At 46.0% G+C, this 18,772-nt stretch carries 23 protein-coding genes and 1 pseudogene; 13 read left to right on the top strand and 11 right to left on the bottom strand.

Annotation, left to right across the window (positions count from 1 at the left end; translation table 11 throughout):
• Positions 1-11: 11 nt before the first annotated feature.
• The 3 genes from yknW to NLX67_RS03895 all read right to left on the bottom strand — a co-directional run bounded on the left by yknW (position 12) and on the right by NLX67_RS03895 (position 1,849).
• Positions 12-377 carry a YknW family membrane protein gene (gene yknW, locus NLX67_RS03905; protein ID WP_483863871.1) on the bottom strand — a complete coding sequence of 122 codons (366 nt, stop codon included), beginning with the start codon at positions 375-377 and terminating at the stop codon, positions 12-14.
• A gap of 128 nt (positions 378-505) precedes the next feature.
• Positions 506-649: a hypothetical protein gene (locus tag NLX67_RS03900; RefSeq protein WP_156153974.1), complete on the bottom strand. Its 144-nt coding sequence runs from the start codon at positions 647-649 to the stop codon at positions 506-508.
• Positions 650-754: 105 nt separating this feature from the next.
• On the bottom strand, positions 755-1,849 hold the full coding sequence (locus tag NLX67_RS03895; protein ID WP_254310454.1) for an AI-2E family transporter: 1,095 nt from the start codon (positions 1,847-1,849) through the stop codon (positions 755-757).
• A 360-nt stretch (positions 1,850-2,209) separates the two neighbouring features.
• Between NLX67_RS03895 and NLX67_RS03890 the strand changes: the two genes are divergently transcribed.
• Both NLX67_RS03890 and ilvA read left to right on the top strand, forming a co-directional pair.
• On the top strand, positions 2,210-3,082 hold the full coding sequence (locus tag NLX67_RS03890; protein ID WP_254310453.1) for an HAD family hydrolase: 873 nt from the start codon (positions 2,210-2,212) through the stop codon (positions 3,080-3,082).
• A 42-nt stretch (positions 3,083-3,124) separates the two neighbouring features.
• Complete coding sequence (gene ilvA / locus NLX67_RS03885) at positions 3,125-4,372, top strand: threonine ammonia-lyase IlvA (protein ID WP_046179088.1); 1,248 nt, start codon at positions 3,125-3,127, stop codon at positions 4,370-4,372.
• A gap of 374 nt (positions 4,373-4,746) precedes the next feature.
• Here the strand turns inward: ilvA and bshB2 are convergent, their stop codons facing one another.
• Together bshB2 and NLX67_RS03875 are read right to left on the bottom strand one after the other, a co-directional pair.
• Positions 4,747-5,463: a bacillithiol biosynthesis deacetylase BshB2 gene (gene bshB2, locus NLX67_RS03880; protein ID WP_254310452.1), complete on the bottom strand. Its 717-nt coding sequence runs from the start codon at positions 5,461-5,463 to the stop codon at positions 4,747-4,749.
• Between the two features lie 18 nt (positions 5,464-5,481).
• A complete protein-coding gene (locus NLX67_RS03875) occupies positions 5,482-5,829 on the bottom strand; it encodes a YojF family protein (protein ID WP_046179087.1) in 348 nt (115 codons plus the stop codon).
• A 123-nt stretch (positions 5,830-5,952) separates the two neighbouring features.
• Here NLX67_RS03875 and NLX67_RS03870 point away from each other — a divergent pair, with 123 nt between their 5' ends.
• Positions 5,953-6,504, top strand: coding sequence for a nitroreductase family protein (locus tag NLX67_RS03870; protein ID WP_046179086.1), 552 nt, complete (start codon positions 5,953-5,955; stop codon positions 6,502-6,504).
• Positions 6,505-6,600: 96 nt separating this feature from the next.
• Here NLX67_RS03870 and pdxK read toward each other — a convergent pair whose 3' ends face one another.
• Entirely contained in the window at positions 6,601-7,398 is a 798-nt protein-coding gene (pdxK, locus tag NLX67_RS03865) for a pyridoxine/pyridoxal/pyridoxamine kinase (protein WP_254310451.1), read from the bottom strand.
• 308 nt (positions 7,399-7,706) lie between these two features.
• Here pdxK and NLX67_RS03860 point away from each other — a divergent pair, with 308 nt between their 5' ends.
• Genes NLX67_RS03860 through NLX67_RS03845 form a run of 4 tightly spaced genes read left to right on the top strand, consistent with a single transcriptional unit; the run spans position 7,707 to position 9,246 of the window.
• Positions 7,707-8,402 (top strand): uracil-DNA glycosylase, encoded by a 696-nt coding sequence (locus NLX67_RS03860; RefSeq protein WP_046179084.1) that lies wholly within the window; start codon positions 7,707-7,709, stop codon positions 8,400-8,402.
• Between the two features lie 35 nt (positions 8,403-8,437).
• On the top strand, positions 8,438-8,596 hold the full coding sequence (locus NLX67_RS03855) for a hypothetical protein (RefSeq protein WP_046179083.1): 159 nt from the start codon (positions 8,438-8,440) through the stop codon (positions 8,594-8,596).
• Positions 8,593-8,862 carry a YwdI family protein gene (locus NLX67_RS03850; RefSeq protein WP_046179082.1) on the top strand — a complete coding sequence of 90 codons (270 nt, stop codon included), beginning with the start codon at positions 8,593-8,595 and terminating at the stop codon, positions 8,860-8,862. Before NLX67_RS03855 ends, NLX67_RS03850 begins: the two co-directional genes overlap by 4 nt.
• A 12-nt stretch (positions 8,863-8,874) precedes the next feature.
• Positions 8,875-9,246: a DUF423 domain-containing protein gene (locus NLX67_RS03845; protein WP_254310449.1), complete on the top strand. Its 372-nt coding sequence runs from the start codon at positions 8,875-8,877 to the stop codon at positions 9,244-9,246.
• Between the two features lie 41 nt (positions 9,247-9,287).
• Here NLX67_RS03845 and gerQ read toward each other — a convergent pair whose 3' ends face one another.
• The 3 genes and pseudogenes from gerQ to hemQ form a co-directional block, all read right to left on the bottom strand.
• Entirely contained in the window at positions 9,288-9,671 is a 384-nt protein-coding gene (gene gerQ, locus NLX67_RS03840; RefSeq protein ID WP_046179080.1) for a spore coat protein GerQ, read from the bottom strand.
• 19 nt (positions 9,672-9,690) lie between these two features.
• A pseudogene (locus NLX67_RS03835) lies at positions 9,691-10,108 on the bottom strand (cell wall hydrolase).
• Between the two features lie 111 nt (positions 10,109-10,219).
• Entirely contained in the window at positions 10,220-10,966 is a 747-nt protein-coding gene (hemQ, locus tag NLX67_RS03830) for a hydrogen peroxide-dependent heme synthase (RefSeq protein ID WP_046179079.1), read from the bottom strand.
• 240 nt (positions 10,967-11,206) lie between these two features.
• Here hemQ and lipL point away from each other — a divergent pair, with 240 nt between their 5' ends.
• Positions 11,207-12,037, top strand: a complete 831-nt coding sequence (gene lipL / locus NLX67_RS03825) for an octanoyl-[GcvH]:protein N-octanoyltransferase (RefSeq protein ID WP_254310448.1) — start codon at positions 11,207-11,209, stop codon at positions 12,035-12,037.
• Between the two features lie 2 nt (positions 12,038-12,039).
• Here the strand turns inward: lipL and NLX67_RS03820 are convergent, their stop codons facing one another.
• Complete coding sequence (locus NLX67_RS03820; protein WP_046179077.1) at positions 12,040-12,585, bottom strand: RsfA family transcriptional regulator; 546 nt, start codon at positions 12,583-12,585, stop codon at positions 12,040-12,042.
• 137 nt (positions 12,586-12,722) lie between these two features.
• On the opposite strand from NLX67_RS03820, the gene NLX67_RS03815 reads away from it, so the two are divergent.
• From NLX67_RS03815 to NLX67_RS03800, 4 genes are all read left to right on the top strand, one after another.
• Positions 12,723-12,947 carry a YuzB family protein gene (locus tag NLX67_RS03815; RefSeq protein ID WP_046179076.1) on the top strand — a complete coding sequence of 75 codons (225 nt, stop codon included), beginning with the start codon at positions 12,723-12,725 and terminating at the stop codon, positions 12,945-12,947.
• 138 nt (positions 12,948-13,085) lie between these two features.
• Entirely contained in the window at positions 13,086-14,396 is a 1,311-nt protein-coding gene (locus NLX67_RS03810; RefSeq protein WP_046179075.1) for an HD domain-containing protein, read from the top strand.
• A 13-nt stretch (positions 14,397-14,409) separates the two neighbouring features.
• Positions 14,410-15,048: a site-2 protease family protein gene (locus NLX67_RS03805; protein WP_254310447.1), complete on the top strand. Its 639-nt coding sequence runs from the start codon at positions 14,410-14,412 to the stop codon at positions 15,046-15,048.
• A 16-nt stretch (positions 15,049-15,064) separates the two neighbouring features.
• Positions 15,065-15,577: a YwhD family protein gene (locus NLX67_RS03800; RefSeq protein WP_254310446.1), complete on the top strand. Its 513-nt coding sequence runs from the start codon at positions 15,065-15,067 to the stop codon at positions 15,575-15,577.
• Between the two features lie 129 nt (positions 15,578-15,706).
• Here the strand turns inward: NLX67_RS03800 and NLX67_RS03795 are convergent, their stop codons facing one another.
• On the bottom strand, positions 15,707-17,629 hold the full coding sequence (locus NLX67_RS03795) for a transglycosylase domain-containing protein (protein WP_254310445.1): 1,923 nt from the start codon (positions 17,627-17,629) through the stop codon (positions 15,707-15,709).
• A gap of 315 nt (positions 17,630-17,944) precedes the next feature.
• On the opposite strand from NLX67_RS03795, the gene speE reads away from it, so the two are divergent.
• Complete coding sequence (gene speE, locus NLX67_RS03790) at positions 17,945-18,772, top strand: polyamine aminopropyltransferase (protein WP_254310444.1); 828 nt, start codon at positions 17,945-17,947, stop codon at positions 18,770-18,772.

Genomic DNA, 18,772 nt, shown 5'->3' with positions numbered 1-18,772 from the left:
TTTTGAGCATCTTAATAACCTGTCCCCATTAAGAATCCGATTACAATGGTGACGATGGAAAGAACAGCTACAATAATCCATGCGGCCCGTCTTGAAATCGATGCTACAACTGGGAGGCCGGTTCCGGTAAGAATGACTGACCAAATTGTGAAGATTTCTACCATATTGAGAGCGCCGCCCATTTTCCCATCCAATCCCAGCAGGCCGTTTATACTCGTCACATTTGGATCTGTACCTGCTGCTAGAGCAACACCGTAGTTGATAATTTGCCCGATCGTAATAATGAAGGCAAGAAAGATGGTAAAGCTGACTAAATGCTTAAACGTTGTGTCACCACCAGCTATTTTCACAATTAAATACATAATGCCGGCACTGATTGAAATAGTATAATTACACCCGTGATCAAGCCGGTAATCAGTGAGATGTTTCGGGCTTGGTCTATAGACAAGCCACTTTCTGACATGAGTTGAAGTGATTCAGGAAGCAGCATAGCCAACAAAAGGGATCAGGTGAAAAGAATGAGGACGATGACACTGGGTCCCCAAATTACCGGTCTTTGCTTCATCCGTTTGAATTGCTCAACAGGGCTTGTGATCAAGCCAAAAAGAGAAGGTTTCGGATGCGTGGTCTTGCTTGTTTCTTCAATCATGTTTTCATACTCCTTTTTTCGATAAAATAGGTACGTGAATTCATACGTATCATGTCGAAAAAAATGGAAATAAAAAAGCTGTCCCATTTGAGACAGCTTTCCTTTTTAATCAATTTCTTTCCCAGCTGCTTCACGAATTTCGGTCCGCTTCTTGTACAAGTTCGATAAAATTGTTTTGACGACACCGTAAAACGGAATCGCAAGAATAATACCCCAAATGCCAGCGATATTTCCAGCTGCTAAAATAACGGTAATGACCGTGAGCGGGTGAATATCGAGCGCTTTGCCCATAACGTTCGGTGAGATAAAGTTACTTTCAATCTGCTGGGCTACGAGCATAATGATCGCGACGTAAAGCGCCATTTGCGGCTCTTGCATCAACGCGATAATCAAAGCCGGCACAACGGCCAAATACGGGCCGAGAAATGGAATCACGTTAGTGAACATGCCGAACAGTGCCAACAATAGTGCATAATCAAGACCGATAATTAAGTAACCAATTAATAACATAACGCCGACAAGAAAGCTGACCAACAGCTGGCCCTGAATATAAGAACGGAGGGTTACGTCCAAATCGTGCAGCGTCTTACGAACCCAGGTTCTTCGTTCACCATGGAAAAAGCCAGCCAAAAACGGGGCAAATTTTTCATGATCCTTCAGCATGTAGACGAGGAAAAATGGCGCTAATACAAGTAAAAATAGTCCTTGAATAAAGTTTTGCAGGAATGTCAGCAGCCATGAGCCAAAGCCGGCAGCCCAATCATTTACATTGTTTGTCACATTGCTGATCGCTTTTTCAACCGAATCCTGTGCCTGCGGCGGCAGATCATCGCGCTGGCTCAGCAAGTAATCAACCCATTTCTCGCCGTCGTTAATCATTTCAGGTGTACTTTTGGCGAGAGATGCTGATTGTTCCCCAATTACCGGGGCGATCATCGCATAAATAAGCCAAAAAGTAAAAATGACAACGGTAAGCACGAATGTAATCGATGCCCAGCGCGGGAGTTTTTTCGACTCAAGAAAGTGGAGCAGCGGCCGTGTTAAGTAAAAAAGTACACCACCAATTAAAAGCGGCAGGAAAATCGTTCTGGCAATAATAACGAATGGATTAAACACTTCTTGAATTTGCTGAAACATAAAGATAATCAGCATTGCCAGTAAGATACCGATCCCTGTTTGAAACCAAAGTTTATGTGTCAAAATAAACTACTTCCTTTCTATGTAACATCTTATCTTTACCCGATTATACGAAAAAAAAGCCGGGAAGTTGCGGCTTTTTAAAAATAAAGATGCGCAATGCCCGCAATAATAGGCAGTGAGATAAGTGTACGGATGATTAAGATAACAAATAGAAATTCTTCCTTTGTATAAATATTCATCACTTGCATAATTTAATTCATTGTGTCCCGAAAATATATGCTTCAGTATATATTCATAAAAAACAGAATTTTGATGGCGCTTACAATCCTTAAGCCGCAGTATTCCAGCATTTTTCCGGCTTCCGAACTATTTTCATGTTAAAATGGGAAGGGATTAAATATAAATGAGAAGGTGACACGAATGATTACAAGCATCGCAACGGATATGGACGGAACGTTACTGAACGGAAAAATGGAAGTAAGCGAAGCGAACCGCGCCGCCATTAAAAAAGCGCAGGAGCTTGGCATCGAAGTCGTTGTCGCAACAGGCCGATCTTATATGGAAGCTCGTTTTGCGCTCGACGGAACCGGCATTGAGTGCCCGATTATTGCCGCAAACGGGGCGGAAGTGCGCAATGCGAAAGGTGAAATCATTCAATTTACGGCGCTTGAAGATGATGTGGCATACGATTTGTATCAGCGTTTGAAAGATGTCGGTGTTTACTTTGAAGTATATACCAATCAAGCGACTTATACAGACAACGCGGAAAAAGCAGTTGAGCTTTTGATTGATATCGTGCTGTCTGCGCATCCTGAAACAAAAGAGGAAGACATTCGTGAGCGGGCGAAACTCCGCATTGAACGCGGTCTCGTAAAGCAAGTGAACGATTATGAAGAAATCATTCGTGACACGAGTCAGCACATTTATAAATTTTTCGTTTTTTCAACAGATTATGATCTATTGCAAAAAGCGGCCGACCGGCTTGAAAATATAAACGGTGTAGCGGTCAGTTCTTCAGGAAATGAAAACTTGGAAGTGACGAACGACCAAGCGCAAAAAGGAATTACTTTGGAGAATTATTTGGCATCAAAAGGGCTGTCCATGAAAGATGCGCTTGCAGTCGGCGACAATTACAATGATTTGTCGATGCTCGAGCGTGTGGGCTATTCGTATGCGATGGGCAATGCGGATGCGAACATAAAAAAAGCCGCCCGATTTGAAACGGCGAAAAATGAAGACAGCGGCGTGGCCAAGGCGATTGAAGATGCACTGGAACGAAGCATGGTCAAATGATACAATAATTCTTAAAATTCGTAATTAGAAGGAGAATTCGCTTTGTCAAAAGTATCGGTAGAAGAAATCGTCGTGGCAAACCAGGTGCTCAAAGACGTGGTTATCAAGACACCGCTTCAAAAAAATGATATTTTATCCGCGCGTTACGGCTGTAACGTGTATTTAAAACGCGAAGATTTACAAATCGTCCGCTCGTTTAAGCTGCGCGGGGCGTACAACTTTATCCGCAGCCTTACGGCGGAAGAACGTGCAAAAGGAGTGGTTTGCGCGAGCGCCGGCAATCATGCCCAGGGCGTCGCTTATTCGTGCTTTGCGATGGGCATTGAAGGGAAAATTTTTATGCCGTCAACAACACCGCGCCAAAAAGTATCACAGGTGAAGCGGTTTGGCGGCGATAAAGTGTCGGTTGTGTTAACAGGCGACACGTTTGATGATTCTTACATAGCGGCAATGGAATACTGCACGGCTGAAGAAAAAATGTTTGTCCATCCATTTGATGACTACCGGACGATTGCTGGACAGGGGACTGTGGCTGTGGAAATTTTAAACGACATGCAGGCACCGATTGACTACATGTTCTGTTCGATCGGCGGCGGGGGTCTGGCTGCAGGCGTTGGTTCCTATTTAAAAGGCATCAGCCCGGCAACAAAGCTGATCGGCGTGGAGCCAGAAGGAGCAGCCGGCATGAAAGCGTCACTGAATAATGGACAAGTAACCCGCCTCGATACGATCGATCCATTTGTAGACGGTGCAGCAGTGAAACAAGTCGGTGATGTCACGATGGACATTTGCATGGACGTGCTGGATGGCATTTCAGTCATTCCGGAAGGCAAAGTTTGTACAACGATCCTGCAGCTGTATAACGAAAATGCGATTGTCGCAGAGCCGGCAGGCGCATTATCTGTGGCGGCGCTTGATTTTTATAAGGAAGAAATTAAAGGGAAAAATGTTGTCTGCATTGTAAGCGGCGGCAACAATGATATTGAACGCATGCAGGAAATTAAAGAGCGTTCGCTTATTTATGAAGGACTGAAGCATTACTTTATTGTCACATTCCCTCAGCGCGCTGGTGCACTGCGCAAATTTATGGATCAGGTGCTGGGCGAGCAGGATGACATTACCCGTTTTGAATACACGAAACGGACGAATCGTGATGAAGGCCCGGTGCTTGTTGGCATTGAGCTGAAGTATAAAGAAGACTACGAACCGCTCGTGAAGCGCATGAAAGAAAATGGATTCCCATATATGGAAATTAATAATGATCCGTTGTTATTTAACTTATTAATCTAAAAGAAAAGCGCAAGACGGCCGTTCAGGCCCGGCAGGCGTAAGACGGACCAGCAGAGTGGCGCTCTTTGCCACACGGCTGTGACGGCTTATGCCCGAGGGCCTGGCCGCCTGGAGCTAGACAACAAAAGAAAAGCGCAAGACGGCCGTTCAGGCCCGGCAGGCGTAAGACGGACCAGCAGAGTGGCGCTCTTTGCCACACGGCTGTGGACGGCTTATGCCCGAGGGCCTGGCCGTCTGGAGCTAGACATCACCTTAGAATCAAAGGCTAAGAGCGCAGCGTCCTGTGGCGTTCGCCCGACAGATCATCCGGATCGTCGCAACGCCTTTGTGACCCGCATCCTGCGGGCCTAAAAAAGCTGATCTGCGGCCGCAGATCAGCTTTTTATATCTATTACTTTATCTTTTTCATCAAATGTATACGTCCAAAAATGTTCGTAGTTGAAGCGATCGTGCAGCTCGCTTCCTTCAGCAGCCACGCTTGTTTCAAGTTCTTTCAGCATCCAGATTGTCTGGGAGATATGTGCTTTCATCGCTTCCATTTTTTTATCATACACGTGCCGGATGTCGTAGCGAATATCCGCCGCACCAATTTCTTCAAGCGTATTGTTCGCAAACGCGACGCAGTGCAGCTTCGGCCGTTTTTCTGCATCCATCGCGCGTACCGCCCGGACAACCGCGCGTGCTGTCGCTTCATGGTCTGGGTGGACGGAGTATTCCGGATAAAAGGAAATTACAAGTGAAGGATCAAGCTCGTTAATTAAATTCGTTACGAGGTCCATCATTTTTTGATCATCTTCAAACTCAAGCGTTTTATCACGAAGCCCCATCATGCGCAAATCTTGAATGCCAATTGCGTCCGCTGCTTTTTGCAGCTCCGCTTTCCGGATATCCGGCAGCGACTCACGCGTCGCAAACGGGGGATTGCCAAGGTTCCGTCCCATTTCGCCAAGTGTTAAACACGCATATGTGACCGGCGTTTTACGCTCTGTATGAATGGCAATCGTGCCAGAGACACCAAACGCTTCATCATCGGGATGCGGGAAAATGACGAGTACGTGGCGCTCCTGTTCAATTTCCATTGTTTCTGTCATCGTCTTCATTCCTTTCGTTTACTTAAATGGTGTTGTGCCCATTTGCAGTGCGACCGCCAGTTTTCCGTCAAAATCGTGCCCCGCCATCAGCAGATGCCCGTCTTCATCAAATCCATAATGTGTCAGTCCTTCTGCATACACCCAGCCGATAGTAAGCTTCAGCCCGACACGAAACGGTCCGTCGCCGACAATTTTGCCATGTTCATATGTAAGTTTCGCATTGCGGATATACGCCCCCGCTGAGAAAAACTTTTCATTAAAGTGCGATGCATACGCGCCGTTTGTCGTTTCCATGTGAAGGTATACTTCATCACCGGCAAACTTGTTAATGAGTTCCTGCACCTTTTCAGGTAAAATCGGTTCCATGCCCGTTGCCCTCCCGTCAAAATAAGTTCTGGCTTTATTGTACTAAAAAATGATTCGGATAGCGAAAATCCTGCTTTTTCAGTATGATGAATGGAGAAATAATTTTGAGATAGAGGTGTTAATGTGCTGAAAACGATTATTCGAGAACGACGATCCATTAAAAAATTTAACGGGAAGGCCGTAGCCCTGTCAGACGTAACCGCTGTTTTAAAAGATGCAGCCTGGGCGCCAAATCACGGAAACCGCGAGCCGTGGCGTTTTGTGGTCGCAGCTGATAAAGGCCTTGACGCGATCCGGAATACGATGAAAGAATGCACGATTCCGAAATGGAACATGATGACTGAGGAAGAACTAGAACAAAAAACCGCTGGCTTTAAGCTGCCGGGCGCCTTTGTTTTTGTCATCATTCCGGAAGACTCACGCCAAAAAGAACGGTTTGAAGACTTTTCTGCTGCGTGTGCCTTAATTCAAAATGCGCAGCTGCTCGCCTGGGAAAAGGGAATCGGCACATGCTGGAAAACACCCGTCTGGATCGATGCGCCAAAATTCCGACAGGCGCTCGATGTGAAGCCAGGGGAGCGCATTTTAGCGATGCTGCAATTCGGCTATTACGACGAACTGCCAAAAGCAAAAGAACGGACACCAATCGAAAAGAAAATAACGTATTTTGGTTGAATGGACATAAAAGGGATTGAGTGGACACCAATTCGAATAAGTAACAGAACTACAATAAAGCACCCGCCTGACACATTGTCTGGCGGGTGCTCCTGTTTAGTTTTTATTATAAGCGCCGTGCATAACCGGTCCAACGTATTCGTTTAGTTTCCAGCCGTGTTTAATAGCTGCATTAACGAAGTTTTTCGCGTTATTGACCGCTTCTTTTACGTCCTGTCCGTTTGCTAAATTAGCTGTAATCGCCGCTGCAAACGTACAGCCGGCGCCATGATTGTAAGTCGTGTTATGTTTTTCGCCTTCAAGCAAAATAAATTCTTCTCCGTCGTAGAAAAGATCGATCGCTTTTTCGCTTTCAAGCTGCTTGCCGCCTTTAACAACGACGTTTTTCGCACCGCGCTCATGAATTTTTTTCGCCGCTTCTTTCATATCGTCAATCGTACGGATCGGACCGACACCGGACAATTGCCAAGCTTCAAACAAGTTTGGTGTTACAACAGTGGCGAGTGGCAAAAGCAAATCACGCGTTGCTTCAGCTGCTTCAGGGTTTAATACTTCATCTTCGCCCTTACATACCATGACCGGGTCGATGACGACTTTTTGGACGTCGTTCGCTTTAATCGATGCTGCTGCAGTTTCGATAATTTCCGGTGTCGCAAGCATCCCTGTTTTTAGTGCGTCAATGCCGGTCGACATCGCCGTTTTTAATTGTGCTTCGAGCGCATCAATCGCTAATGGGAAAACACCGTGGCTCCAGCCGTTATCGGGATCCATCGTTACAATCGTCGTCAACGCTGTCATGCCGTAAGTGCCGTGCTCCTGGAACGTTTTTAAATCAGCTTGAATGCCCGCACCACCGCTCGTATCTGATCCTGCAATGGTTAATGTCTTTTTCATGAATGAAATTCCTCCTCTTTATACACTTCCTCCAGTGTAAAAAACTATTCCAAAATGCACAAGAAAAAACGCCCCTTTTTTTCTCAGAGTGTTATTTTGTATCATCGGCTGTTTCTTTTGCTATAACGACAAAAAGCAGGCCGGGTGCGAGCTGTTCTTCATAGTCCGCCGCTTCAGTTTGATTTGTTACGATTTTTGCAGTATACACACAAAAATCTCCCCGTTTTTCAACTTTGTACTGATTTAACCGTCCGCTTTGTTTTTAAACAGCGCTTTATTCCTTTATAATGAGAAGGGAGGTGAGCCGCATGACAAAAAAAATAGTAACGAACGACTGGGCGCCGCTGCTTGAAGACGAATTTGAAAAGCCATATTATCAGGAACTCCGGTCTTTTTTAAAAGAAGAATATAAAACGCAGACGATCCATCCAAATATGAATGATATTTTTAATGCGCTTCATTTTACATCTTATAAAAACGTTAAAGTCGTTATCCTTGGACAAGACCCGTACCATGGTCCAAATCAGGCACACGGTCTTAGTTTTTCGGTTCAGCCGGGAATCGTGCCGCCGCCATCGCTGAAAAACATGTACAAGGAATTAAAAGAAGACCTCGGCTGTCCAATACCGAATCATGGTTATTTAAAGCAATGGGCGGATGAAGGTGTGCTGCTGTTAAATACGGTTTTAACCGTTCGGGAAGGAAAGGCTCATTCGCATCGGGGCAAAGGATGGGAAACGTTTACGGACCAAGTCATTCAATTGATCAGCAACCGGGAAAAGCCTGTTGTTTTTTTACTATGGGGGAGGCCTGCCCAAAGCAAGAAAGCATTGATTGATACAAAAAAACACGTCATTTTTGAATCGCCGCATCCAAGTCCATTGTCTGCATCACGTGGCTTTTTTGGCAGCCGTCCTTTTTCACAGGCAAATGATGCGCTGGCTTCAATGGGTGAAAAGCCAATTAACTGGTGTTTAGAAAATAATGTTTCACGTGAAACGTAATAAAAAGGAGGGGGCTTAAAACGGAACCAAATTGTATGAAATGCCAACATTTTCACGTAACGTGGGACCCCCAAGCACCGCGTGGCTGCCGTGCTTACGGATTTAAAACAAAGCAGGTGCCGTCTGTTGTCGTCAAGCGGTCATCAGGCCATCCATGTTTTCAATTTTCGCCGAAAGCGGGTGAGAAAAAATGAAGGTATCACTTGAAAAAGTGCTGCAGAAGATGGAGCAGGAGATTACTGCTGCTAAAAATGCAAATCCAAATGATATGGAGAAGCATGTTTATGCGATCAAATCAATGTGCGATTTGTTGATGGGAATAGAAACACCAGTGCCAAAACCGATGGCGGCACCGGCTGTTATTCCGCAGCCGGTACAGCAGCCGGTGCAGGTCGTAGGTCAACCAGGACGGATTGCAACAGGGGATGGATCAAACGGAGAGTCTATTTTTGATTTTTAAAGGAGAAAAACAATGAAATTATTTATTATTTTAGGAGCGGTTAACGCTTTTTTAGCGGTGGCACTTGGTGCATTTGGCGCCCACGGACTAGAAGGGAAAGTGGAAGCGAAGTATTTAGAGATTTGGAAAACGGCTGTTCAATATCAGATGTTTCACGCGATCGGCTTAATGATCGTCGGTTTTTTAATGGGGCAATTCCCGGGCAGCTCAGCGCTTAACTGGTCGGGCTGGCTTATGATGGCCGGGATCGTTTTATTCTCAGGGAGCCTGTTTATCCTTGCAGTCACGGCCATTAGTAAACTCGGTGCGATCACGCCGCTCGGCGGGCTCGCATTCTTGGCAGCGTGGATTTTGGTTATTATTGCTACTGTGAAAAATATGTAACAAAAAAGGTGACCCCAACACGTGGGTCACCTTTTTTGTTATCAGTGATACGGATATTCGTAAACAACTTCACCTTCAAATGTGGCATAATCCAGATAAAGAAGCGGGATAAGATAGCGCCGGCCGTTAGGCTCACTTAAAATTAAATGGTCACGTCCGGCTGCTTCGATTTGTCCACGGAACACTTTAGCGTTCCACTCTTTATTGTTTTCAAATGTAGTATATACCGTCACCATTTTGCCGCGGTTCAAGCGGAAAATGTTCTCGATATAAGACTCTTCCATTGTAGGCTGAGCGGGAGCCGCACCCGGCCCTTGACCCTGTCCCATGCCTGGTGGATATTGCCCTTGCCCTTGTCTTGGACCACCAGGCATCGGCATCGGTACCTGCTGAACGGGCATCGCCATGTAACCGTAAGGATTCATCTTTACTATTCCCCCTTAATTAATATACACGTGGACAAACGGATGCAAGTGGACTGTAAAAACAGTGTGATTTGTATCGGCTGGTATTGTACTGACCATACCATTGAGCAGGGCACGGTCCTTCAGGCTCAAAAAACCAGAGTGCATTGGATGCCGGGGTGATAGCGGCCGCCGTTAACGACTTTTCATGCCAAATCAATGTCTACCTGACGTGCTCTTTGACAAAAATATCCCTTTTGTGTTGCCTCAAAACCGCCTGGAGACTGAAAGACCATGTCTTGTAAATTACGAATTTGGTTGAAGTCAAGACAGTCTGCACGTGTTCGGTTAACGCCTACATTTCCAACCATCAGCATACCAAGTGGACCTTCTCCTCCGGCTTCCGACCGCATCAGCCGGGCTAAAAGCTTTTCTTCTGTGTAAGCAATAACAGGCAAATGAACACCTCCCTTTGTAAAGTATGCAGATTCGTATTCAAAGGTGCTTGTGTCTACGGCCCTTGCATAAACAAAAAACGCGCCCGGTGAGGGCGCGTTTTCATTCAACAGTTAATTAACATGCATCATTTGTGCGAATTTTTCGTCTGTCAGCAAGCTGCCGACAAAAAAGGAGCCAAATTCGCCGTAGCGTGCACTCACTTCATCGAAACGCATTTCATAAATTAATTTTTTAAATTGAAGTACGTCATCTGCGTAAAGCGTGACGCCCCATTCATAATCATCAAATCCGACAGAACCGGTAATAATCTGCTTAACGAGGCCGGCATACTGGCGTCCGATCATGCCATGGCTGCGCATGAGGGAACCACGTTCTTTCATTGGAAGCATATACCAATTATCTTCTCCTTGGCGGCGTTTGTCCATCGGGTAGAAGCAGACATATTCTGATTTCGGCAGTTCCGGATACAGACGTGCACGAATTTGTGGATTTTGATAGGGATCTTCGTCAGAAGAAAGGTAGTTGCTAAGTTCGACTACCGATACGTAAGAATAGGCCGGAGTCGTAAACTCGGCAATTTTCAGCTTATTAAATTCGGTTTCAATCACATTCAATTCTGCCATCGTCGGGCGCAAAATCATCAGCATGAAATCGGCTTTTTGTCCAACAACGCTGTAAAATGAATGACTGCCTTCTTTCGACTCCTGTGTGGCTTCCAATTTATAAAGAAACTTGCGGAATTCGCTGATTGCACTTTCCCGCTCGTCACTCGACAGCATTTTCCATGATGCCCAGTCAATTGAACGGAAATCATGCAAACAGTACCAGCCCTCAAGCGTTTTTGCTGCTTCACTCATTTTCATTCATCTCCTATGTATTGTATTCTGACTCTACTATAGCATAAAATGATCAAAAGCTAACTTCGCGGTGTCCTCCCGCTGCGCTTCAAAGCTGCCACGTCCTGTGGCATTCACGCGACTAGACCATCCGGGTCGTCGCAACGCTTTTGTGCCCTGCTCAGCAGGCCTAAAGCTTGAACCGCTCCCGTCAGAAAGCTACAGTTGAAAGAGAACATTTTGTGAAGGGGAATAACAATTATGGATCAATCAGAATCGCTCATACGCCGTCCGGTTTGGCGATTTATCGACCAATCCGCCTATGGACCTGGCTTTAACCCGCTTCATTCATTTGCAACCGACGATGCGCTGGCAACAGCAATCGGTGCCGGATACAGCCCGGCAACTGCACGTGCGTGGGTGCATCATGATACGGTCGTGCTGGGCATTCAAGATACGAAGCTTCCGTATTTAAAAGACGGCGTGAAAGTCCTGGAAGACGCCGGCTACCGGGTCATTGTCCGAAATTCGGGAGGCTTGGCGGTACTCCTTGATGATGGCGTGCTAAATTTGTCGCTTATTATACCAGATACGGAAAAAGGCATCGACATTGACCGCGGCTACGAAGCGATGTACACGCTTATGTGCCATATGTTTCCAGAGGCCAATATCGATGCCTATGAAATTGTCGGTTCCTACTGTCCTGGAAGCTATGATCTTAGTATTGGCGGACAGAAATTCGCTGGTATTTCACAGCGCCGCTTGAAAAAAGGCGTTGCTGTTCAAATCTATTTATGTGTGAATGGCAGTGGATCAGAAAGAGCGGCAGAGATTCGTACGTTTTACGAAGCGGCCAAACGAAACAATGAGACGAAATGGGTTTTTCCGAATATCGAGCCGGATGTGATGGCGTCTCTTGCCGAACTAACCGGAGAGCCGTTGACAATCCAGAGCGTGATGATCCGTTTCCTTCAATCGCTAAAAGAACTCGGTGGTCCGCTTGAAGGCGGCTCCATGAATTCGTTTGAAGCAGACATCTTTGACGGCTATTTGCAGCGGATCATCGAACGAAACGACAAAGCACTCGCATAGGGTTATTCGGCTACTTTTTCGAGGTTGCCGTTTCGTTCCATTTTAAATGTTACAGCAGGTGTCTCATCATCATCTAGAGCAACAAATTTACGGGCACGATTCATAATTTTCATCAATGTTTCATAGTCTTCCTGCATAATTTCAGAAGATTGCTCGATTTTATCCAACCTGTGCTGCAGCTGTTCGTTTTCGACGCGCAGCCGCTCGTTTTCTGCTTTGACAGTGTCAACTGACTCAATGCTTTGCAAATAGCCGATGACATCCGCCATTGTTAAGACTCCTTCAACAGGAGGGGCATACAGCACTTTTTTCTCAATCATTCGGTTTCGTTGTTTTCGCTGTTTTTTGGCGAGACCGAGCGCTTTTTCATATTGTGTGCGGACGACGGCATTCCAGCGAAATCCGCAAGCGGCGGACGTTCTGTTTAACAAATCGCCTACTTCTTCAAATGCGTTCAACTGTGTGCTGCCTTCGCGCACATGGCGAAGAACCGTTTCAGCTAGCAGCAAATCATTTTCTTCTGACCAAGCATCTTGACGAACTTTCATCTTAGCATCTCTCCTTATGAAAATAGTCTCTATGGACAGGATAGCCGGACATTTGCCGTTTTATACATGGTAAGCTTGCAAACACGCTTTTTTCCATGTAAAATATCGTGATGAATGAACGGAAAGGAATGTTTGACATGGCGAATGAATTTCGCGTATGCGATGATTGCCAAGCAGTAAATCTGAAAACATTGATTCCAAAGCTCGAAAAATTAGATTCGGACGCATCGATTGATATAAAGTGCCAATCATATTGTGGTCCTGGCCGCAAAAAAACGTTTGCGTTTGTCAATAACCGACCCGTTGCGGCGTTAACAGAAGACGAGCTCATGGAAAAAATCGTGAAAAAGCTAAAGTCATAATCCAAATCACCTTTTCTTTTGAAAAAAGGTGATTTTTTTTCTGTTTGCTAGCAGTATATGCATCCATCAGTGCGAATTTTCCCATAATGATTGATTTTTCCGTTATAATGGACAAAAAAAGAGAATGGGGGCGCATATGTGAGCTACGCGAAGCAGAAGTTGAAAGAAGAGAAAGTGTTTAAAGATCCGGTTCATCGCTACGTTCATGTGCGGGATGTGGTGATTTGGGATTTAATCGGCACGAAAGAGTTTCAGCGGCTGCGTCGAATTCGTCAGCTCGGTACAACGTACTTCACTTTTCATGGGGCAGAGCACAGCCGGTTCAACCATTCTCTCGGTGTCTATGAAATTGTCCGCCGGATTGTCGATGATATTTTTCGCGGCAGACCGGAATGGAATGCGGAAGAACGTCTTGTCAGTCTTTGTGCGGCGCTATTGCACGACGTTGGCCACGGCCCGTTTTCCCATTCATTTGAAAAAGTATTTGGGCTTGATCACGAAGAATACACGAAGCGGATCGTACTTGGTGATACAGACATTAACCGGGTACTGTCCAAAGTGAGTGACGACTTTCCAGAAAAAGTGGCCGCGGTCATTAATAAGACGTATCCGAATAAACTGGTTGTAAGTTTGATTTCGAGCCAGATTGACGCGGATCGGATGGATTACCTGCAGCGCGACGCGTATTACACGGGCGTAAGCTACGGCCACTTTGATATGGAGCGCATTTTGCGGGTCATCCGTCCGCGCGAGGAACAGGCTGTCTTTAAATTGAGCGGCATGCATGCGGTAGAGGACTACATTATGAGCCGCTACCAAATGTACTGGCAAATTTATTTTCACCCGGTTACGCGCAGTGCCGAAGTACTGCTGTCCAAAACATTGCACCGGGCAAAAGTGCTGTATGAACAGGGATATTCATTCCGGCAGGAGCCCGTTCATTTTATCTCTTTGTTTGGCGGGGATTGTACGCTTGAAGAATATGTGAATCTTGACGAGTCGGTTATCATGTTTTATTTTCATGTCTGGCAGGAAGAAGATGATGAGATTTTACGGGATTTGTGCAGCCGGTTTATGAACCGGAATTTGTTTAAATACGTTGAATTTGATCCAGCGGCGGAGCAGGAAAAGTATGCAGAGCTGGAAGAATTATTCCGAAAAGCAGATATTGATCCCGAGTACTACCTCGTCCATGATTCATCGTCTGATCTGCCGTACGATTTTTACCGGCCGGGTATTGAATCAGAGCGGCAGCCTATTTATTTATTGATGAAAGACGATGAAACACTGCAGGAATTGTCCAGCCGCTCGGACATTGTTGAAGCGATTTCCGGCAAACGGCGGACGGATCACAAATTATATTTCCCGGTTGATCTGCTGCGGGATGAATCATCGAATCGGACGGTGAAACGGAAAATAAGAAATATATTAGAAATATATCGAAAGTAAAGGAGATTACTTTTTGGAACAATTTTTAGCATTTCGACTGGAGCAATTGCCGTTTGTTATTATTGCACTGCTTGTCGCATTTACGGTGCATGAGTTCGCACACGCATATACAGCGTATAAATTCGGGGATGATACGGCAAAAAAGCAGGGAAGACTAACGTTAAACCCGGTTCACCATCTTGACCCGATCGGAACGCTTTTCATTTTAATTGCCGGGTTTGGCTGGGCGCGCCCGGTGCCGGTTAACCGCCGTAACTTTAAAAACCCGAAACTTGCCGGTGTGCTCGTGTCGCTTGCGGGGCCGCTCAGCAACTTTCTAATTGCATTTATCGCATTGGGCATTTTATATTTGATCGGCGGCAACGCGAATGAATTTGTTTTCAAGCTATTTGAAACGATGGTCTGGCTGAACGTTCTCCTGTTTGTGTTTAACCTGCTGCCGTTCCCGCCGCTCGACGGTTACCGGATTTTAGAAGATTTGGCGCCGTCGCACTTGCGGGTAAAAATGACGCGGTACGAACAATACGGCGTGCTGCTGTTTTTAATTCTGGTTATTACACCGCTTGGCGATTATACGATCAGGCCATTTTTGGACACGATGACAAACGCAGTACTCGCTGGATTCAATACGATTTTTGGCGCATTTTTGTAAGGAGGGCTAAACAACGATGGAACAAAAAAAGAAAGTCGGCTTTAACATTATTAAAAACGACCCTACAGATGGACATAAAGGATTCGGGAAGAGTGCACTCAGCCTTGAGCAGATGTCACCGGTTATTATTGACGTGGAGGATGGGTCCGCACATATTGATATCGGTGCGATGCATGCGCGCAGTGCGGTTGAAAAAGGCATTAAGTTTTTAAAAACAAAAGAAGAAGTGCCGGATGCAAAACTATATTGGCTCGTTTGGGTGACAGTGGATCGAAACGAAGAAGGACCGTATTATGCGGGCGTGACAGCGTGTGAAATGACGGTAAACCGCGAAATCCGACGCGGTTATAAGTCGCTGCCGGAACACGTGAACCGGATGGATAAATCGTTAAAACGCCACATTATCGTTGATGTGATGGATGATCGTTCAAAAACAATTTTGCATGATTTTCTCGTCAGCCATAACGCGGATATGTGGGGACGTTCGTCAAACGAATTGAAAAATGGGTTAAATGTGACGAAAATGTGAAAAATCCAAAATTTAGCTTTCTTCTGTTGCCGGATACTGCAAAAAAAGAGTAAACTGAAAGCAATGCATAAATGCATACGCTAGGACATGCAAATCGCCCGGGGGACAGCACCCCCGGGCTTTTGCATGTCATCGGAACCATTCGGGCAGCTCCGGAAATAGCATATCTTCTGTATGATCATTTGTTTGCTGACATTCTTCCTTCGGTTCGGTCCCGCGCTCAAACAGCAATTTATGCCCGCCGTTGCACGCTTTTCCGCTTATGATATCCACTTCCACTTCTATTAATCCGCGCGGCCGCGTGAATTCTTCCGGCTGCCGTCCCGCGTGGACCTTTTCCATATACTGTGACCAAATAACCTTCGCACGTGAACGGTCTTCTATTTTTGTAATTTTTGATCCATCATCGTAGCCGGTCCAGACGACAGAGGTAAGAGAAGGAGTAAATCCGGCCATCCAGTAGTCGTACGGGGTTGACCCGGATTTCCCGGCATATGGACGCGTCAGGGCACCCGCCATCGCCGCGCCGGTCGGCGTTGCATAATCACTCATTGTTTCGTCAAACATACCGGTCATTAACCGCGTCAGCACGGCGATTTTTTTTTCGTCAAACCGCTGTTCATGACGTTTTTTGTATCGGTAAAGCACGGTTCCGTCTGTGCTTTCCACTTTTGTAATAAAAACCGGCTTCCCATACGTGCCGCCTGAGGCGATCGTGGCATATGCGTTGGCTGTTTCAAGAGCCGTCATACCTGATGTGCCGAGTGCGAGGGATGGGACAGCTTCCAGCTCGGATGTAACACCAAATTGCTTCATCGTTTTGACAAGTGTTTCCGGCTCCAGCAGCATATTTGTTTTCACCGCGTAAATATTATCGGATACGGCAAGCGCCTCTGCCATCGTCACGCCCCGCTCCGCGTATTGGCTGTTAAAATTTTTCGGTGAGTACGCCGCGTTAAACGTTGTCGGTTCGCTTTTTCGTTTTGTCACGGGTGTGAACCCATTTTCAAGCGCTTCGTAGTACAAAAAAGGTTTCATTAAAGAGCCAGGCTGCCTGAAGGCTTGAACGGCTCGGTTAAACGGACTTTCGGTGTAATCCCGCCCGCCGGACAGGGCTGTTACATAATGGGTGTCAGGATCGATTGAAACAAGTGCCGCCTGAACGGATGAACCATCTGCAATGCCTTCCGCTACTGCTTCATTAGCTGTTTTCTGATGTGACGGATTAAGTGTCGTGTACACTTTCAGCCCGCTTTGCTCCCGAAACCCGAGCGATTCCAGCTCGCTCCTCACAGCGTCGATAAAATAGGGCGCTTCATTTTCGCTGTTCGCAAACGCCCCTGTCACATCCGGAATTTCGGCTATTGCTTCTTCGTACTCGTTTTTTGGCAAGTTCATTTCGGACAAAATAAGCCGGCGCCGGTCTTCTGATTTTTCACGTGAGGCGAGCGGTGAATAAATAGACGGACCTTTCGGAATGCCGGCAAGCAGTGCCGATTCCGAAGCTGTTAAGGCATCAGCGGACTTGTCAAAGTAAAATTGGGACGCCGCTTCAATGCCATACGCGCCATGGCCGAAATATACGGTATTTAAATAGCCTTCCAAAATCTCGTCTTTTGAATAAAAGGCTTCAATCCGCAGCGCCTGCCACGCTTCTTTCAGCTTGCGTGCCCACGTTTTATCATGTGTTAAAAAGACATTCCGCGCATATTGCTGCGTAATCGTGCTTGCCCCCTGCACTTTTGCCATCGCTTTTATGTCTGCCAGTGCGGCTCCGGCAATCCGTTTCGGATCCAGACCAAAATGGTGATAAAACTGCTTATCTTCGATGGAAATGACGGCATCGATCGCAGACGGGGCAATGTGATCAAGCTTCACCCAATAGCGTTTTTCACCTGTATGCGTTTCGGCTGTTTTCGTTCCATCTGCCGCATAAAACAAAGTGGAGCGCGGCACCGTTACATCCGGCGGTCCAGCGGCATATAACGCGTAAAAAAAGACAAGAATAGCACTGGTGACCAAAACGAGTATCGCGATGATCCACTTTTTCATGCGGCATATCCTCCTTTTTCTAAAAATGAGAAAGTGTATATTTCTGAGCATTGTCCAGCTCCAGGCGGCCAGTCCTTCGGTCATAAGCCGTCACAGCTGTGTGGCAAAGAGCGCCACCCTGCTGGTCCGTCTTACGTCTGCCAGGCCTGAACGGCCGCCTTGCGCTTTTCTTTTGTTAGTATGAAAAAAATGGTGGTTTTTTAAACGTCTTATCACAAAATCACTATGCTTTTTCATCAAATTGTTCTATACTTTTTTTTTAGAGTCGCACGAAGCGGCATTTGTAATCCTTAAAGGAACAAGGAGGCAGTAAAAATGAGTGAATTATGGTACACGGAAAAGCAGACAGGCAGCTACGGCATCACGATGAAAGTGAAGCGTACTTTGCATACAGAGCAAACCGATTTTCAATATTTAGAAATGGTCGAAACAGAAGAGTGGGGCAACATGCTGTTTTTAGACGGCATGGTAATGACAAGCAAGCGCGATGAATTTGTCTATCATGAAATGGTTGCACATGTGCCATTGTTCACGCACCCGAACCCGGAAAACGTTCTTGTTGTAGGGGGTGGTGACGGCGGCGTTATTCGCGAAGTGCTCAAGCATCCGTCTGTGAAAAAAGCGACACTTGCCGAAATCGATGGGAAAGTCATCGAATATTCAAAAGTATACTTGCCGGAAATCGCAGGCGATCTTGAGGATCCGCGTGTAGAAGTAAAAGTCGGTGATGGATTTATGCATATCGCAGAATCTGAAAATGAATATGATGTGATCATGGTGGATTCAACAGAACCGGTCGGCCCGGCGGTTAATTTGTTTACAAAAGGCTTCTATGCCGGCATTTCAAAAGCATTAAAACAAGATGGCATTTTTGTCGCTCAATGTGATAATCCTTGGTTTAAAGCAGATCTAATCCGTCAGGTGCAGTCAGACGTGAAAGAAATTTTTCCGATTACGCGTCTTTACACAGCAAATATCCCAACGTACCCGAGCGGCCTTTGGTGCTTTACAATCGGCTCGAAAAAATATGATCCGCTTGCAGTAGAAGACGGCCGTTTCCATGAAATTGAAACGAAGTACTACACAAAAGAGCTGCACAAAGCGTCATTCGCGCTGCCAAAATTCGTGCAGGATTTAACATAA

The organism is Domibacillus sp. A3M-37, assembly GCF_024213455.1.
In the GTDB taxonomy this organism is placed as follows: domain Bacteria; phylum Bacillota; class Bacilli; order Bacillales; family Domibacillaceae; genus Domibacillus; species Domibacillus tundrae.
Note: the sequence above shows the minus strand (reverse complement) of the source record. Positions and strands in the feature narration are given on the sequence as shown.

What these genes read in the sequence shown, in the direction of transcription:
- NLX67_RS03900 (WP_156153974.1), bottom strand. Translation starts at nt 649, where the DNA reads ATGATTGAAGAAACAAGCAAGACCACGCATCCGAAACCTTCTCTTTTT.
- NLX67_RS03890 (WP_254310453.1), top strand. Translation starts at nt 2,210, where the DNA reads ATGATTACAAGCATCGCAACGGATATGGACGGAACGTTACTGAACGGA.
- bshB2 (WP_254310452.1), bottom strand. Translation starts at nt 5,463, where the DNA reads ATGACAGAAACAATGGAAATTGAACAGGAGCGCCACGTACTCGTCATT.
- NLX67_RS03875 (WP_046179087.1), bottom strand. Translation starts at nt 5,829, where the DNA reads ATGGAACCGATTTTACCTGAAAAGGTGCAGGAACTCATTAACAAGTTT.
- pdxK (WP_254310451.1), bottom strand. Translation starts at nt 7,398, where the DNA reads ATGAAAAAGACATTAACCATTGCAGGATCAGATACGAGCGGTGGTGCG.
- NLX67_RS03860 (WP_046179084.1), top strand. Translation starts at nt 7,707, where the DNA reads ATGACAAAAAAAATAGTAACGAACGACTGGGCGCCGCTGCTTGAAGAC.
- NLX67_RS03855 (WP_046179083.1), top strand. Translation starts at nt 8,438, where the DNA reads ATGAAATGCCAACATTTTCACGTAACGTGGGACCCCCAAGCACCGCGT.
- NLX67_RS03850 (WP_046179082.1), top strand. Translation starts at nt 8,593, where the DNA reads ATGAAGGTATCACTTGAAAAAGTGCTGCAGAAGATGGAGCAGGAGATT.
- NLX67_RS03845 (WP_254310449.1), top strand. Translation starts at nt 8,875, where the DNA reads ATGAAATTATTTATTATTTTAGGAGCGGTTAACGCTTTTTTAGCGGTG.
- gerQ (WP_046179080.1), bottom strand. Translation starts at nt 9,671, where the DNA reads ATGAATCCTTACGGTTACATGGCGATGCCCGTTCAGCAGGTACCGATG.
- hemQ (WP_046179079.1), bottom strand. Translation starts at nt 10,966, where the DNA reads ATGAGTGAAGCAGCAAAAACGCTTGAGGGCTGGTACTGTTTGCATGAT.
- lipL (WP_254310448.1), top strand. Translation starts at nt 11,207, where the DNA reads ATGGATCAATCAGAATCGCTCATACGCCGTCCGGTTTGGCGATTTATC.
- NLX67_RS03820 (WP_046179077.1), bottom strand. Translation starts at nt 12,585, where the DNA reads ATGAAAGTTCGTCAAGATGCTTGGTCAGAAGAAAATGATTTGCTGCTA.
- NLX67_RS03815 (WP_046179076.1), top strand. Translation starts at nt 12,723, where the DNA reads ATGGCGAATGAATTTCGCGTATGCGATGATTGCCAAGCAGTAAATCTG.
- NLX67_RS03800 (WP_254310446.1), top strand. Translation starts at nt 15,065, where the DNA reads ATGGAACAAAAAAAGAAAGTCGGCTTTAACATTATTAAAAACGACCCT.
- NLX67_RS03795 (WP_254310445.1), bottom strand. Translation starts at nt 17,629, where the DNA reads ATGAAAAAGTGGATCATCGCGATACTCGTTTTGGTCACCAGTGCTATT.
- speE (WP_254310444.1), top strand. Translation starts at nt 17,945, where the DNA reads ATGAGTGAATTATGGTACACGGAAAAGCAGACAGGCAGCTACGGCATC.